Annotated in this window: 11 protein-coding genes; 4 read left to right on the top strand and 7 right to left on the bottom strand. The window is 72.4% G+C overall.

Going from position 1 to position 15654, the window contains the following annotated elements:
• Positions 1 to 27: 27 nt before the first annotated feature.
• Entirely contained in the window at positions 28 to 1209 is a 1182-nt protein-coding gene (locus EDF28_RS07150; RefSeq protein WP_123937703.1) for a cysteine desulfurase family protein, read from the bottom strand.
• Positions 1210 to 1268: 59 nt separating this feature from the next.
• Between EDF28_RS07150 and EDF28_RS07145 the strand changes: the two genes are divergently transcribed.
• The 3 genes from EDF28_RS07145 to glgB all read left to right on the top strand — a co-directional run bounded on the left by EDF28_RS07145 (position 1269) and on the right by glgB (position 8056).
• Complete coding sequence (locus EDF28_RS07145; RefSeq protein ID WP_123937702.1) at positions 1269 to 3332, top strand: glycogen-debranching protein; 2064 nt, start codon at positions 1269 to 1271, stop codon at positions 3330 to 3332.
• A 171-nt stretch (positions 3333 to 3503) separates the two neighbouring features.
• A complete protein-coding gene (locus EDF28_RS07140; protein ID WP_173168709.1) occupies positions 3504 to 5504 on the top strand; it encodes an alpha-1,4-glucan--maltose-1-phosphate maltosyltransferase in 2001 nt (666 codons plus the stop codon).
• On the top strand, positions 5501 to 8056 hold the full coding sequence (glgB, locus tag EDF28_RS07135) for a 1,4-alpha-glucan branching protein GlgB (protein WP_123937701.1): 2556 nt from the start codon (positions 5501 to 5503) through the stop codon (positions 8054 to 8056). The genes EDF28_RS07140 and glgB overlap by 4 nt, the downstream gene beginning before the upstream one ends.
• Before the next feature lie 89 nt (positions 8057 to 8145).
• Here the strand turns inward: glgB and EDF28_RS07130 are convergent, their stop codons facing one another.
• On the bottom strand, positions 8146 to 9153 hold the full coding sequence (locus EDF28_RS07130) for a tetratricopeptide repeat protein (protein WP_123937700.1): 1008 nt from the start codon (positions 9151 to 9153) through the stop codon (positions 8146 to 8148).
• Positions 9150 to 10892 (bottom strand): hypothetical protein, encoded by a 1743-nt coding sequence (locus EDF28_RS07125; protein WP_123937699.1) that lies wholly within the window; start codon positions 10890 to 10892, stop codon positions 9150 to 9152. Before EDF28_RS07125 ends, EDF28_RS07130 begins: the two co-directional genes overlap by 4 nt.
• A gap of 184 nt (positions 10893 to 11076) precedes the next feature.
• Here EDF28_RS07125 and EDF28_RS07120 point away from each other — a divergent pair, with 184 nt between their 5' ends.
• Entirely contained in the window at positions 11077 to 12915 is a 1839-nt protein-coding gene (locus EDF28_RS07120) for a hypothetical protein (protein ID WP_123937698.1), read from the top strand.
• A gap of 91 nt (positions 12916 to 13006) precedes the next feature.
• On the opposite strand, the gene EDF28_RS07115 is transcribed toward EDF28_RS07120, so the two are convergent.
• From EDF28_RS07115 to EDF28_RS07100, 4 genes are read right to left on the bottom strand one after another with little or no spacing between them, the layout of a single operon-like run.
• Entirely contained in the window at positions 13007 to 13741 is a 735-nt protein-coding gene (locus EDF28_RS07115; protein WP_123937697.1) for an alpha/beta hydrolase, read from the bottom strand.
• Positions 13738 to 14040: a hypothetical protein gene (locus EDF28_RS07110; protein ID WP_260154625.1), complete on the bottom strand. Its 303-nt coding sequence runs from the start codon at positions 14038 to 14040 to the stop codon at positions 13738 to 13740. The genes EDF28_RS07115 and EDF28_RS07110 overlap by 4 nt, the downstream gene beginning before the upstream one ends.
• Before the next feature lie 12 nt (positions 14041 to 14052).
• Positions 14053 to 15036 carry a lytic transglycosylase domain-containing protein gene (locus tag EDF28_RS19525; RefSeq protein WP_260154624.1) on the bottom strand — a complete coding sequence of 328 codons (984 nt, stop codon included), beginning with the start codon at positions 15034 to 15036 and terminating at the stop codon, positions 14053 to 14055.
• 60 nt (positions 15037 to 15096) lie between these two features.
• A complete protein-coding gene (locus tag EDF28_RS07100) occupies positions 15097 to 15645 on the bottom strand; it encodes a DivIVA domain-containing protein (protein WP_111086090.1) in 549 nt (182 codons plus the stop codon).
• Positions 15646 to 15654 lie beyond the last annotated feature (9 nt).

Here is a 15654-nt window from a genome sequence, read left to right as displayed (position 1 = left end):
GGCGTCGCACCCGCGCCGGCGGGCGCGCTACCGCCCCAGCAACGGCTCCCGCGACGCCATGCCCGCAGCCCCGGCCCGCGCCACCGCGTCCGGCAGCGCCGCCAGGAAGGCGTCGACGTCCGCATCGGTCGAGGTGTGCCCGAGCGTGATCCGGAGCGCGCCGCGGGCGTCCTGCTCCGACAGGCCCATCGCGAGCAGCACGTGCGATGCCTCGGGCACGCCGGCCTGGCACGCGGATCCGGTCGAGACGGCGACCCCGGCCGCGTCGAGCAGGAACAGCAGCGAGTCGCCCTCGCAGCCCGGGAACGTGAAGTGCGCGTTGCCGGGCAGCCGGTCGTCGGGGTCCCCCATCAGCGCGGCGGACGGCACGGCCGCGCGGACACCGGCGACGAGCCGGTCGCGCAGGGCGACGAGCGACGGGTGCGGCATCGGCTCGGCGGCGACCATCGTGGCCGCGACGCCGAACGAGGCTGCAGCGGGGGCGTCCTGGGTGCCGCTCCGCACCTGGCGCTGCTGCCCGCCGCCGTGGATGAGGGGCTCGACGGTGGCCTTCCGCCCGAGCACCAGCGCACCGATGCCGACCGGTCCGCCGACCTTGTGCGCGGAGACGCTCAGGGCGTCGAGGCCGGACGCGGCGAACGACACCGGCACCTGGCCGTAGGCGGCGACGGCGTCGCTGTGCACGGGCACGCCGGCGGCGTGCGCCAGCTCCACGATCCGTGCCACGGGCTGGATGGTGCCCACCTCGTTGTTCGCCCACAGGAACGTGACCAGGGCGACGTCGTCGGCGGAGGCGAGCCGTGCCTCCAGTCCGACGAGGTCGACGCGACCCTGCGCGTCCAACGGGACCACGTCGATGACGGCCCCCTCGTGCGTCTCCAACCAGGTCAGGGTGTCGACGGTGGCGTGGTGCTCGCCACCCGGGACGACGATCCGGGGGCGGGCACGGTCGCGTTGACGAGCCCAGAACAGGCCCTTCACGGCGAGGTTGATGCTCTCGGTGCCGCCGGAGGTGAACACGACCTCGACGGTGTCGGCGTCGAGCGACCGGGCGACCGCGGCGCGACCGTCCTCGAGCAGCATCTTGGCGCGCTGCCCGGCGCTGTGGATCGAGGACGGGTTGCCGACGGTTCCGAGCGCGTCGGTGAACGCGGCGAGCGCCTCCGGCAGGATCGGCGTCGTCGCGGCGTGGTCGAGGTAGACCGGCATCTGCACCCCCTGGAACGAGCGGTGTCCAGGATACGCGTCGGTCCTCGTACCCTTGTCGGGTGCACGAGACAGCGATCGACCACACCCCGGGGTTCGACCTCGGGGCCGACGTCCCGCGGTTCTCCCTGCGGTCCGCCACCGCCACGGCCGTCGTCGTGGTCGTCGAGCGAGCGGACGGGCAGCCGGTCCGGTACCCGCTCGAGCGGCTGCCGGCGACCGACCTGTGGACGGCCGAGATCCCCGGCGCCGCCCCGGGTGACCGCTATCACCTGCTCGTCGACGGGCCCGTCGGACCGCGGAACGAGTTCGACCCGACACGGCCCCTGCTCGACCCGTACGCCCGCGGCATCGCACCGACAGGGCCCGGGACGCCCCGCTGGACGAGCGTCGTCGTGGACGACGCCTTCGACTGGGGCGGCGTCGTCAAGCCCACGGTCCCGCTCGACCGCGCCGTGGTCTACGAGGCGAACGTCCGCACCCTGACCGCCGCGAACCCGCACCTGCCGGAGCACCTGCGCGGCACGTACGCCGGGGTGGCGCACGAGAGCACCATCGCGCACCTGCACCGGATCGGTGTCACGACGCTCGAGCTCCTGCCGGTGCACGCGTTCGACACCGAGAACTGGTTGCGGGACGCCGGCCGCGAGAACGCCTGGGGCTACAACACCCTCGGGTTCTTCGCGCCGCACGCCGCGCACGCCTCCGCACCCGCACGGGCGGAGGGCGCGTCCGCGGTCCTGCGCGAGTTCAAGGGCATGGTCCGGCTGCTGCACGAAGCGGGCATCCAGGTGGTGCTCGACGTCGTCTACAACCACACGGCGGAAGAGGGCCTCGGCGGGCCCACCACCAGCCTGCGCGGCATCGACGGTGCGGAGCGGTACCGGTGGACCCAGGCCGCGCCGCCGTTCCGGGACACCTACTACGACACCACCGGCTGCGGGAACACCCTGGACACCTCGGTGGAGTCCACGGCGGACCTGATCGTCGACAGCCTGGTCTACTGGGCGCGCGAGGTGCAGGTCGACGGCTTCCGCTTCGACCTGATGGCCGCGCTCGCCCGCGACGCCCACCACGTCTTCGATCCGCAGCACCCCCTGCTCGAGCGGATCCGGAACCACCCCGACCTGCAGGACACCCTGGTCATCGCCGAACCGTGGGACGTCGGACCCGACGGTTGGAAGACCGGCTCGTTCGGGGCGGCCGGCGACCGGACCAGTGAGTGGAACGACGGCTTCCGCAACACGGTCCGCCAGTTCTGGCTGACGGACATCGCCGAGGAACGCCGCAACGGCATGCCCCGCACCGGCATCGGCGCCCTCGCCGGCGCCCTGACCGGCTCGCGCCACGTCTTCGGTGCCGACCGCGGTCCGCTCGCGAGCGTCAACTTCGTCACCGCCCACGACGGCTTCACGCTGCTCGACCTGGTGTCGTACGACGGCAAGCACAACGAGGCGAACGGCGAGGAGAACCGCGACGGTTCGAACGACAACCGCTCGTTCAACCACGGCATCGAGGGCGACACCGCCGACCGCGGCGTCCGGGCAGCGCGCGGCCGGTCGATGCGGAACCTCGCGGCGACGCTGCTGCTCTCCGCCGGCGTGCCGATGCTCACCGCGGGTGACGAGCGGAGCCGCACGCAGCACGGCAACAACAACGCGTACGTCGTGTCCGACGACCTCACCCCGGTGGACTGGTCCGACGACGAGGACGCCGAGTCGATGACCGAGGCCGTCGCCGCGCTCGCCCGGTTCCGGCAGGCGCACCCCGCACTCCGGCCGACGCGCTTCGGCGTCGAGGGGCAGGAGACCCCGGGTGCCTCGCGGATGTCCTGGTACGGGCCGGACGGGCACCCGATGACCATCGAGGGCTGGGACCAGCCGGTGCACCGCGTCCTGCAGTACTTCGCCGAGTCCACGCCCGAGCACGAGCCGTACGACCGCGTGCTGGTCGTGGTGCACGGCAGCGGGCGCACTCGTGACCTGACGCTGCCGGTGCGCGAGGACGTGCTCGGCTACCGCCTCGCGTGGTCGAGCGAGAAGCACCGTGACCACGAGCGGCTCCGCCCCGCCGGTCAGGTGTTCACCGCCTACGGCCCCGGCATCCACCTGTTCGAGCCGGCGTAGCGCGCGATCCGGCCCGCGCCCGGCACGTGACCAGTGGGCGGACGGGAGGCCCGTGGCGGCCCCGCCACGGGCCTCCCGTCCGGTTCCTCCACAGGTCCACGGCGCGCCCGACCGTCCACAGGGGGCGGATTCCGGGGAACGCGGAGGCGCTCGCCGGGTAGCGTCGGCTCCGTGGCCACCGCAGACCGACCCCGCCGACCGAAGATCGGGCGCATCCCGATCACCGAGCTCGCCCCGAGGACGCCGAACGGGTTCCCCGGCAAGGCGTTCGACGGCGAGGTGATCACGTTCGGTGCGACCGTCTTCCGAGAAGGACACGGCATCATCGGCGCCGACCTCGTCCTCGAACGCCCGGACGGGGGCACCAGGACCGTCCCCCTGGCCCTCGGCGCGCCCGGGACCGACCGGTACGAGGCGACCGTCCAGGTCGACCACGTCGGCGTCTGGACCTGGCACGTCGAGTCCTACTCCGACGACTGGGCCACGTGGCTGCACGCCGCGCGGCTGAAGATCGCGGCCGGGGTGGACACCGAGGCGACGCTCCTCGACGGCGCCCTGCTGCTCGACCGGCTAGCCGACGAGACCGACTCCCCCGCCGCCACCCGTGCGGCAGCCAAGGTGCGCGACACCGACCTCGACCCGGCCGAGCGCCTGGCCGCCGTCGACGACCCGCGCATCGTGGCCGAGGTCGAGGAAGCCCCGCTCACCTCGCTCCGGACGCACTCCCCGACGCAGCTGCTCGACGTCGAACGCACCCGTGCCGGCGTCGGCGCCTGGTACGAGTTCTTCCCCCGCAGCGAAGGCGCGAAGAAGAACCCGGACGGCTCGTGGAAGAGCGGCGACTTCCGGACCTCGGCCCGTCGTCTGCCCGCCGTCGCCCGGATGGGCTTCGATGTCGTCTACCTGCCGCCGATCCACCCGATCGGCACGACCGCGCGCAAGGGGCCGAACAACACGCTCACCCCGGGGCCGCACGACCCCGGCAGCCCCTGGGCGATCGGCTCCCCCGAGGGCGGGCACGACGCGATCCACCCCGACCTCGGGTCCGAGGACGACTTCCGCGACTTCGTCGAGACCGCCAAGAACACCGGCATGGAAGTGGCGCTCGACTTCGCGCTGCAGTGCTCCCCCGATCACCCCTGGGTCACCGAGCACCCGAACTGGTTCACGCAGCGCGCCGACGGCTCGATCGCCACGGCCGAGAACCCGCCGAAGCGCTACCAGGACATCTACCCGATCCAGTTCGACTCCGACCCCGAGGGCCTGGTCGCCGAGGTCCTGCGCGTCCTGCGGCACTGGATCGACTTCGGCATCCGGATCTTCCGGGTCGACAACCCGCACACCAAGCCGCTCTGGTTCTGGGAGCGCGTCATCCGCGAAGTCCGCGACGAGCACCCGGACACCGTGTTCCTGGCCGAGGCGTTCACCCGGCCGGCGATGATGCGCGCACTGGCCGAGGTCGGGTTCCAGCAGTCGTACTCGTACTTCACGTGGCGGAACACGAAGGAAGAGATCGAGTCCTACTTCGAGGAGCTGTCGCACGAGACGAGCGACTACCTGCGCCCGAACCTGTTCGTGAACACGCCGGACATCCTCACGGAGTACCTGCAGTTCGGCGGCCGCGCCGGCTACAAGGTACGTGCCGCGCTCGCTGCGACGGGCGCCCCGACGTGGGGCATGTACTCCGGGTACGAGCTGTTCGAGGACGTCGCCCGACCGGGCTCGGAAGAGAACATCGACAACGAGAAGTACGAGTACAAGCCGCGTGACTTCGCCCTGGCTGAGGCCGAGGGCGCGTCGCTCGCCCCGTACGTGACGATGCTCAACCGGCTCCGTGCCGCGCACCCCGCGCTCCGCCAGCTGCGGAACCTGCACGTGCACGCCGCCGACGACCCGGCGACCGTCGTGTACTCGAAGCACCTGTCCGGCGAGTTCATCCGCTCCGGGCACGCCGACACCGTGATCGTCGTCGCGAACGTCGACCCGCACTCGGCGCGTGAGACCACCGTGCACCTGGACCTCGCTGCGCTCGGCCTGCCGGCCGACAGCCGGTTCGACGTCCGTGACGTCGTGACCGGGCAGCGCTGGGTCTGGGGCGCGTCGAACTACGTCCGCCTGGACGCCTTCCAGGAACCCGTGCACCTGCTCGTCGTGGAAGGACTGCACCGATGACGAACGACCCGACCGCACCCCAGCCGACCCCGCCGTCGCGCCGCGGCCCCGCCGTACCGCCGGTACCGCCCCCGCCGCCGCCCGTGCCCGCGCGGACGCCGTCCGACGCGAAGCCGGAGCCGCGCTACGAGCCGCGGGTCTCCGCCCCCGACGAGGACCTGCCCGGCGCTCCCGCTGCACCGCGCGAGGCGCCCGACCGCGGGGTCGCCGAGTCCGCCACGCTGGCGGGACACCCCGCCGACGCGACGCACCCGCGGGTACCGTCCGTCGACGCCGTCGCGTCCTCGGGCGCTCCGACCGGAGGCCCGTCCACCGTCGCGCCGTCGACCGCCCTCCCGACGCCGCCGGCTCCCGAGCCCGCCACCGCCGACAGTACGGGCCCGCGCCCGGCTCTGGTCGAGCAGTGGCTGCGCCAACAGGTCGCCGAGGGCCGCTGGTCCCAGCCCCACGACGTCCTCGGCCCGCACGCCGTCGACGGCGGAACGAGCGTCCGCGTGGTGCGCCACCTGGCGCAGGCGGTCCGGCTCGTCCGGCTCGACGGCGACGACGTCGAGCTGACCCACGAGGGCGACGGTCTCTGGGCCGGTGCCACCACCGAGGAGCTCGGGCGCTACCGGGTCGAGGCCGACTACGACTTCGACGAGTCCTCGGAAGAGGACGACGCCACCTGGACGACCGACGACGCGTACCGGTTCGCCCCGACGCTCGGCGAGCTCGACCTGCACCTGTTCGGTGAGGGCCGCGACGAGCAGCTCTGGCACCACCTCGGTGCGCACGTCCGCACGATCGACGGCGTCGACGGCGTCGCGTTCTCCGTGTGGGCGCCCCGAGCCACCGCCGTCCGCGTGATCGGCGACTTCGAGGGCTGGGAAGGCCGCACCACCGCGATGCGCCGCCTGAGCGACCTCGGCGTCTGGGAGCTGTTCTGGCCCGGAGCCGTCGCGGGGCAGCGGTACAAGTTCCAGATCCTCACCGACTCCGGCTGGGTCGAGCGCGCGGACCCGTTCGCCCGCGAGGCCGAGATCGCCCCGGCCACCGCCTCGGTCATCACCGAGTCGAGCTACACGTGGTCCGACGGCGACCGTGCCTGGATGGAACGCCGCGCGGAGACGACCACGCACGATGCGCCGATGAGCGTCTACGAGGTCCACCTCGGCTCGTGGCGCCCCGGGCTGTCGTACCGCGAGGTCGCCGACCAGCTGATCGGGCATGTGCAGTACACGGGCTTCACGCACGTGGAGTTCCTGCCGCTCGCCGAGCACCCGTTCGGCGGCTCGTGGGGCTACCAGGTCACCGGGTACTACGCTCCGACCGCACGCTACGGCTCCCCCGACGACCTGCGGTACCTGATCGACCGCCTGCACTCCGCCGGCATCGGCGTGATCATGGACTGGGTCCCCGGACACTTCCCGAAGGACGAGTGGGCGCTCGGACGCTTCGACGGCCACGCGCTGTTCGAGCACCCGGACCCCCGCCGCGGCGAGCAGCTCGACTGGGGCACCTACGTGTTCGACTTCGGGCAGCCGCAGGTCCGGAACTTCCTGGTCGCCAACGCCCTGTACTGGCTCGAGGAGTTCCACATCGACGGCCTGCGCGTCGACGCCGTCGCCTCGATCCTGTACCTCGACTACTCCCGCACCGACTGGCTGCCGAACATCCACGGCGGCCGCGAGAACCTGGACGCCGTCGCGTTCCTGCAGGAGACGAACGCCACCGCCTACAAGCGCTACCCGGGCATCGTGATGATCGCCGAGGAGAGCACCTCGTGGCCCGGCGTGACCCAGCCGACGAGCGCCGGTGGGCTCGGGTTCGGCCAGAAGTGGAACATGGGCTGGATGCACGACTCGCTCGAGTACGTGCAGCGCGACCCCGCGTACCGCAGCTACCACCACGACGAGATCACGTTCTCGCTCGTGTACGCCTTCAGTGAGCAGTTCACCCTGCCGATCAGCCACGACGAGGTCGTGCACGGCAAGGGATCCCTCTACGGCAAGATGCCCGGCGACGAGTGGCAGAAGCTCGCGAACGTCCGGGCCTACCTGGCGTTCATGTGGGCGCACCCCGGCAAGCAGCTGCTCTTCATGGGGCAGGAGTTCGCCCAGCCCGCAGAGTGGTCCGAGGCGAAGGGGCTCGACTGGTGGCTCCTCGACCAGCCCGGGCACCGCGGTGTGCAGGACCTCGTCGCCGCCCTGAACCGGGTCTACAAGGACACGCCCGCGCTCTGGACGCACGACAGCACGGCCGACGGCTTCGAGTGGATCGAGGGTGGCGACGCACCGCACTCGACGCTCGGGTTCCTGCGCAAGGACGGCGACGACCGGCTGGCGGTGTTCGTGAACTTCTCGGGCGTGCCCGTCGAACGCCGGTTCGGCCTGCCGAGCGCCGGTGCGTGGCACGAGGTGCTCAACACCGACGCCGCGGAGTACGGCGGCTCCGGTGTCGGCAACCTCGGAGTCGTCACCGCCGAGGACACCCCGTGGGCCGGCCGCCCCGCATCGGCGCACCTCGTGGTGCCGCCGCTCGGGGCCGTCTGGCTCAAGCTCGAGCGCTAGCTGTGGCCCGCGTCCTGGACGCGGCCGCAGACGGACGGGAGGCCCGGTGCCAGCTGGCACCGGGCCTCCCGTTCGTCGGTTGCGGACCGCTAGTACAGGGCGCTCGCCAGGCGACGGCGGGCCGCGACCACGCGCGGGTCGTCGGTCCCGATGAGCTCGAAGTACTCGACCAGGCGGACGCGCAGGGCCTCACGGTCCTCGCCGAACACCGTCGGCACCAGGTCGAGCAGGCGCCCGAAGGCGTCCTCGACGTGGCCACCGGAGATGTCGAGGTCGGCGACCGCGAGCTGCGCCTGGACGTCCTTCGGACCCGCACCGGCGGCGGCACGGATGTCGTCGGCGGTGTGGCCGTTCAGCCGGTCCAGGAGCGACACCTGCGCGAGCCCCGCGACGGCCATCTGGTCGTGCGGGTCCTGCAGGATCGCGGTCTTGTACTCGGTGATCGCCGTGGCGTAGTCGCCCTGCTCGATCGCGTCGTACGCGGCCTGGTGGTGCGGCGGCAGCGCTTCCGGCTCCGGCTCGCCCTGCTCGGCGGTGTCCTCGGGCGCGGCAGCACCGTCCACGGTGACGCGACCGGAGACGCCGTTCTGCTCGGCTGCCTGGAGGACCTGCTCGTAGACGTCGCGGACCTGCGCCTCGGGCAGCGCGCCGACGAAGAGCCCGAGCGGGCGCCCGCCGATCAGCGCGGCCACGGTCGGGATCGACTGCGCCTGGAACGCCTGCACGAGCTGCGGGTTCGTGTCGGCGTCCACCTTGGCGAGCAGCACGCGCCCGCCGTACTCGGCGGTCAGCTGCTCGAGGATCGGCGAGAGCTGCTTGCACGGCCCGCACCACTCGGCCCAGATGTCGACGATGACCGGCACCACGGACGACAGCTCCAGGACGTCCTGGAACGTGTCGTCGGTGACGTCGAGCACGAGCGACGGGACGGTCAGGTCGGCGCCGGTCTCGGTACCCGGTGCTGCTGCACCGGTCGGGCTTCCCGCCTGCGCCGGAGCACCGGCGGGCGGCTGGGGCGGCCGCTGTGCGCGGTCGACGAGGGACGACAGGTCCACGGCTCCGCGGAGCCCGGACGGGGTCGGGGGGATGTTGCTCATTGCACCTCACTCGCTGCGGTCAGGCCCTGCGTGAACCCGAGCAGGACCACTTTGTCATCCGAGGCGACCGGCGGCACGTAGAAGAGCAGCTGGACGCCGTACGTGGCGCTGATGCCCTTCTTGCTCGTGTCGACCCCGGACAGTGCCTTGACGGCACCCTCGGTGTTGACCTCGGCGCCGGAGGCGGTCGGGGTCACCTTCTCGATCTCGTTGAGGTCGGCAGAGACGAGCGCGCCGGCGTCGTCGGTCGCGATCGCGACGGCGGAGTCCTCCGGGGCCTCGGACGAGTACTCGATCTTCGCCGTGTCCGGCAGGGACTTCGCCTTCTTGTCCTTGTACGCCTTGCCGATGGTGGTGCGGAGGCCGTCACCCTCGGTGGCGAACAGGTCGGCGTACTCGCTCTTCGAGTCCTTGGACAGGATGTCGCCGTAGGCGGTCGCGACCTGGTCCGGGGCGATCGCGAGGAGCTTCGACTGCGGGGCCAGGAGCGCCGCACCGATCGACGTCGGGGCGAGGCTCGGGATCTTGGCGTCGGCCTCGAGCGAGACGTCGTAGGCGACCTTGTACGGGTCGCGCGCGGTGTCCTGCACGAGCGTCAGGGCCTGCGGTGCCGACTTGGCGTCGCAGTCCTCGGCGACGATCACGAAGACCGTGCGCGGCCACGTGTCGGTCTGCTGGGGCAACGCGACGCACACCTGACCGGCCGAGATCGCCGGCGGTGCCTTGGCGTCGGAGTCCTTGCCGCGGATGGAGTAGTTCGCCAGGCGCAGGTCGAGCGCGGCACCGGTGAAGCGGGTCTTCGCCAGGTCACGGTCGCGGGCGCCGTCGGACTGCTTCGCCACCGTGGCGATCCGCTCGACGACCCGGGTGATCTGCTGCTTGGTCGCCGCCGTGGGCTCGGTGGTCTCCGCTGCGCCGGTCGCGCTGGCCGTGGGGGTCGGGGTCGCGAGCGAGGGGTCCCCGCCCTGCGGCCAGTAGTCGGAGGAGCAGCCGGCCAGGGCGAGCGTGCCGACGAGCACCACGGGGACCGCGATGAACGCGCGCGATCCGCGGCGGCCCCGGGTCGGGACCTGTGCGCCGGCGGCGGCGGCGCGACGCGAGGCCCGTACGCGCGGCGGTCGGGTGCCACCGCTGCGACGACGCGGCCCACGACCGCGGCGCTGGTGCAGGAACGCCAGGATCAACAGCACGATGCCGCCGAGTGCGAAGACGCCACCGGCGACCAGCAGGGGCCCGACGGACGGCGTCGCGGTGTCCTTCGGCCAGGTGACCGAGACGTCGCTCGGCGCCGCGGCGGTGCCGTCGCTGACGATGAGGACCGAGACGTCCTGCGGCAGGCGGACCGTGAACTGCCCGGAGCCGTCGTACTCCTGGTACCAGAGGTCACTGCCCTTCGGCGACGGGACGGACGCCTCGGAGCCGGTGGTCTTGCCCACCAGCTTCGCGCTCTCGGCGTCGAACCGGAGCGTGGTGTGCTCGGCGTCACCGACCCACGCGTCGACGTCGGCCGTCTTGCCGTACGCCGCGAAGACCTTGCCGGAGCCGGACACGTTGATGCGCTGGTAGCCGGGGTTCGCGTTGAGCGTCGACCCGGGGATCACGGTGACCGGAGCGGAGCTGCTGGTCGAGCTGTCCGCGACGAGCGAGGACGGCGGAGCGAACACGGTCCGCTGTCCGACCGCCAACGCGACGAGCAGCAGGCCGATGACGAAACTGACGATCGCCAGGACGAATCGCACGAACACTCTCCCTACCGCGCCGGGGTGGGGATGTCGGCGCGCGAATCAGCGACTCAGGATAGCGAGCATGGCTGAGCAGCGCATCCATCCGGGCTGTCGTCGGACTCAGACGACCCCGTCGGGCCACCACTACAATCGACCGCGGGCCGGATCGGGCCCTCCGCCGAGCACCCAGGAGCGACACGTGGCGAACGACGAGGCAGAGTTCGGGACCGAGCTGCGCGGGTACCGCCGCGACGACGTCGACCGCTCACTGAACGACCTGCGCCGTGAGCTCATCAAGTCGAACACCGACCGTGCCGACGCCGCGAAGGAGATCCGTCTCCTGCAGTCCCGCGTCTCCGAGCTCCAGGGCGAACTCGACGAGGCCGGCACCCCCACCTACAGCGGCCTGGGCACACGTCTCGAGTCGACCCTGCGCGTGGCAGAGGAGCAGTCCACCCGTCTCATCAGCCAGGCGGACATCGACGCACAGCGCCTGCGGGCGTCGAGCCGGGCCGAGGCCGACCGCACCGTGCGCGAGGCACAGGAAGAAGCCCGCGACACCCTCGAGGACGCGCGCACCCGCTCCACCAACGAACTCACCCGTGCTCGTGCCGAGGCCGCCGACACCGTCGAGCGTGCCCGTGCCGAAGCCGGCCTGCTGACCCAGGACGCCCGCAACGAGGCCGCGGCCATCCGGGGTGCCGCGGTGACCGAGGCCGCCGAGGTCCGCTCCGTCGCCATCCGTGAGACGAACGCCCTGCGCGCCCAGGTCGAGCACGAGGTCGCCGAGCTGCGCGAGATCGCCCAGCGCGAGTCGGCCGACTCCCGCACCGCCGCGGCCGACCTCGACCGCGAGACCGAGCACCGCCGCTCGGTGTTCGAGGCCGACCACGCCCGCCGGGTCGAGGACCTCGACCACGAGGAGTCCACCCGCCGTCAGGCGCTCGAGCGCGAGGTCGCCGAGGGGCGTGCTGCGTGGCACCGGGAGCGCGACGAGCAGCAGCGGGCGCACGCCCTGGCGATCGAGACCGGCCGCGCCGAGCTGCAGGCCGAGGTCGACCGACGTCGCGCCGAGATCGACGGCGAGTTCGCCGACCGCCGCCGGGTCGTGGACGAGGAACTCGCCGCAGCCCGTGCCGAGTGGGACCGGGAGCTCGCCTCGGCGCGCACCGCCCTGGCACAGGAGGCCGAAGCGTCGCGTGCGCAGCTGCGCGTCGACGAGGAACAGACGCGCGTCGAGAACGAGCGGCTCGTGCAGGAGACCGCCGACCGCATCGCACGCGAGCTCGAGGAGCACGACACCCGCATCGAGCGGGAGCGCGCCGAGGCCGACGCCGCCGCCGAACGCGCTGACCGCGAGCACGAGAACGCCCTCGCCGCCCGCCGCGAACGCGAGCACGCCGAGGTCGACACCGAGATCGCCGACCGTCGCTCCGCCGAACTCGACACCCTCGAGTCCGAGCGCACCGCCCTCCGTCAGGAGATCGACACCGCCCGCGCCGACCTGGCGAAGGAACGTGACGAGGCCCGTGCCGAGGTCGCCCGCGAGCGTGACGAGGCCCGCACGACGCTCGAGTCCGAGCTCGCCTCACGCCGGGACGACGCCGAGCAGGACTACCTGCAGAAGCACCACGAGACCGTCACCGAGACGCAGAAGTACCTCGACGAGGCGAACCTGCAGCTCGCCGAGGCCACGCGCCGTGCCACCGAGGCCCGAGAGCGCGCCGAGCGGCTCCAGCAGGAAGCCGACGACCTCGAGCGCACCAGCACCGCCGACGCGCAGGAGCACGCCCGCACCATCGTCGCCGATGCCCAGGACCGCGTGCACCGCATGGTCTCCGATGCCGAGGAGCGGACGGCTGCCATCACCGCCGAGGCGGAGGACCGACTGTCGGCGATCCGCACCGAGCGCGAGGCCGTGGCGGGCTACCTGGAGAACCTGCGCGGCGTGCTCACGCACGCGACCGGCCTGCTCGGGACCGCACCCGGCACCGCGGCCGGAGCAGCCGACGACGCAGTGGACGCGAGCGAACGCTGACGCGAGCCGACCAGGAGGCGCGGGTCGCGCCTCCTGGTCGGCCCACCGCACCGAGGTGGGCACGCACCGTGCGTCAGACCAGCGAGTGCCGTCAGACCGGCCAGTGCGTCGGCAGCGGCGCGCTGCCCGGCACGACGAGGTCGGCGACGGCGTCGAGGACGATCCGGACGTAGCGCTCCCCCACCCACAGGTGCTTCGCGCCCTCGATCGGGACGACCCGGACGTTCGGGGCGACGGCGAACCGGGCGATCGCTTCGTCGGGCTGCAGGAAGTCGTCGTGCTCGGGCACCAGGGCCACCACCGGGACGTCCACGGCTGCCCAGCGCGCGAGCTCGTCCTCCGTGGTGCGGTGCAGTGGCGGCGAGAGCAGGACCACGCCCGCGACGGTGCCGGCCTCGACCTGCTCCAGCGCGTGTTTGAGGACCACCTCGGTACCGAAGGACCAGCCCACCAACCACGGCGTCGGCAGACCACGGTCGACCACCTCGGCGACGGCGGCTCGCAGGTCGAAGCCCTCGGAGACACCCTCACCGAACACGCCCTCGGAGGTGCCGCGTGGCGACGTCACCGACCGGAAGTTGAAGCGCAGGACCGCGATGTCCGCCAGGGCCGGCAGACGCGCAGCGGCCTTCTTGAGCACGTGCGAGTCCATGAAGCCGTGCGCGGTCGGCAGTGGGTGCAGCGTCACGACGGTGCCCCGTGCCGGGCGCGAGTCCGGTTCGGCGAGCTCCCCGACCAGGGTGAGGTGGTCGTCGGTGACGAGCTCGACGTCGGTGCGGCGAGCGGGCAGCTGCGTGGCGGAGCGGATCTCGCCGTCGTCGGTCATGCGATGCTCCAGCAGTGGTTGTGCCAGTGACGGCGCGATGCCAGGTCGGCAGCGTCGCCGAGGACCCCGTCAGAACGCCAGACCACCACGTGTGCGGTGCCGGGCAGGACCGTACCGCCGCACCCGGGGCAGATGTACTCCTTCTGCGCCGAGGCCGCGGAGACGGGCTGGACGAGGTACTCCCGCCCGCGACGCACCTCGGTGCGCTTCCACGAGCTCATCAGCCGATCGAGGCCGGTGTCCTCGTCAGGCTCGACGTCGCGGCCACGGGGACGCCGCGGCCGGTTGCTGCGCGGCACCCCAACTGCCGATCAGTACCAGTTGTTCGCCTGGCTGTGGCCCCAGGCGCCGCAGGGCGTGCCGTAGACACCGGCGATGTAGTTGAGACCCCACGTGATCTGCGTCGCGGGGTTCGTCTGCCAGTCGGCACCGGCGGTCGCCATCTTGCTGCCCGGGAGCGCCTGCGGGATGCCGTACGCACCGCTGGGGTTGTAGGCGTTCACCCGCCAGCCGGACTCCTTGTTCCACAGCGAGACGAGGCAGTTGTACTGGTCGGTGCCCCAGCCCCGGGCCGTCACGAGCTGCAGGGCGATGGCCTGTGCGCTGCCCGCGTCGGGCGTCGCGGCCACGGCGGCCAGCGTGTTCGCGGCGGAGACGGTCTCGGTCTCGGTCTCGGTCGCGGCGGCGTCGGTCGTCTCGTCGGTGGTGGCGTCGTCGGCTTCTTCCTCGACGACAGGCTTGACGACCTTGGGCGCCGGCACGGTCACGCCGTAGCCGTCGCGGTCGGCAGCGGCGTCGCCGTAGGTGCCGTGCGCGGTGTACTGCTGCGGGGCCTGCGGCGTCTTCACGAGCACCGGGGTGTCGACCGCGGCCTGCGCGACGTCGGCCTGGAGCGGGTTGAAGAGCGACGCCCCGACGAAGAGGAAGACCCCGACGAACGAGAACGCCGGAACCGAGGAACGCTTCCGTGCGAAGGCGTTGACCGCGGCGGCTGCGCCACGGCTCGGCTGCTGCGCCGTCGCGGTGCGCTGCTTCGCGGCACGCGGGTCCACCCGGGCCGCGGGGGCCTCGTGCGCGAACGCGGCGATGCGTTCGTCGGACACGCGGTTCGCTGCGACGGACTTCGGCGTCGCGACGGGACCGGTCTCCGGCAGGACCTGCGGGTTCGCCTGGAGCACCGAGGTGTCCGCCGTACGGGTTCGGTTCAGTGCCGCGCGGCGCTCACCCGAAGCCTGGAGGCTGAGGTGCTCGCGGGGATCGCGGTCGGAGCTGTGGTCTGCCGTGTGCCTGCCCATGAGTAGGACCAGGGTAACGGAACGATCACGGAAAGCGAAGCACCTGGGTGCAGCGCGTCGTCAGCGGACGGCGAGCATGACCTCGACGACGGCGTCGAGCAGCGCGTCCACCTGGCCCTCGCGGTAGCCGCCGTGCTTCGGGCGGAACACGATCGACCGCACCTCGGTGAGGCTCAGCGGCTTGCCCTCGCGGAAGTAGCCACCGAGGCGGGCCGCGAACGCGTCGACGTCCTTCGGGTGGTAACCGGTGCCGAGCACGCTCACCCGGTTGAACCGCTGTCCGTCCGGGCGCTCGAGGCGGGCCACGACGTCGGAGGCCTTCGTGCGGGCCTCGGCGTACCAGGCCTTCTGCCCGGCGTCGCCGATTTCCCGCTCGCGCTCCCGGGCCGCGAAGGCGTCCTCGAGGCGCTCCAGCGCTGCGTCGACGTGCGAGGTGGAGTAGCCGCCCTTGCGCATCGAGAACGCGGTGGCGCGGATCTTCGCAGCCTCGATGCCGGGGGCGCTGTCGTCGGCGGAGTACGCACGACGGGCGTCCTCGAGGAAACGCTCGACTTCGTCGACGTCGTATCCGAGGGCGGAGCGGGCTGCGGTCGGGAAGGTGGTGGCCACGGCGTCATT

The sequence above is a fragment of the Curtobacterium sp. PhB137 genome (genome assembly GCF_003814955.1).
Classification (GTDB): Bacteria; Actinomycetota; Actinomycetes; order Actinomycetales; family Microbacteriaceae; genus Curtobacterium.
The sequence above is the reverse complement of the archived record's forward strand: the minus strand, read 5'-3'. Positions and strand labels throughout refer to the sequence as shown.

Excerpts from the sequence above, each read along its gene's own strand:
- EDF28_RS07150 (WP_123937703.1), bottom strand. The coding sequence starts at position 1,209 with ATGCCGGTCTACCTCGACCACGCCGCGACGACGCCGATCCTGCCGGAG.
- glgB (WP_123937701.1), top strand. The coding sequence starts at position 5,501 with ATGACGAACGACCCGACCGCACCCCAGCCGACCCCGCCGTCGCGCCGC.
- EDF28_RS07130 (WP_123937700.1), bottom strand. The coding sequence starts at position 9,153 with ATGAGCAACATCCCCCCGACCCCGTCCGGGCTCCGCGGAGCCGTGGAC.
- EDF28_RS07115 (WP_123937697.1), bottom strand. The coding sequence starts at position 13,741 with ATGACCGACGACGGCGAGATCCGCTCCGCCACGCAGCTGCCCGCTCGC.
- EDF28_RS19525 (WP_260154624.1), bottom strand. The coding sequence starts at position 15,036 with ATGGGCAGGCACACGGCAGACCACAGCTCCGACCGCGATCCCCGCGAG.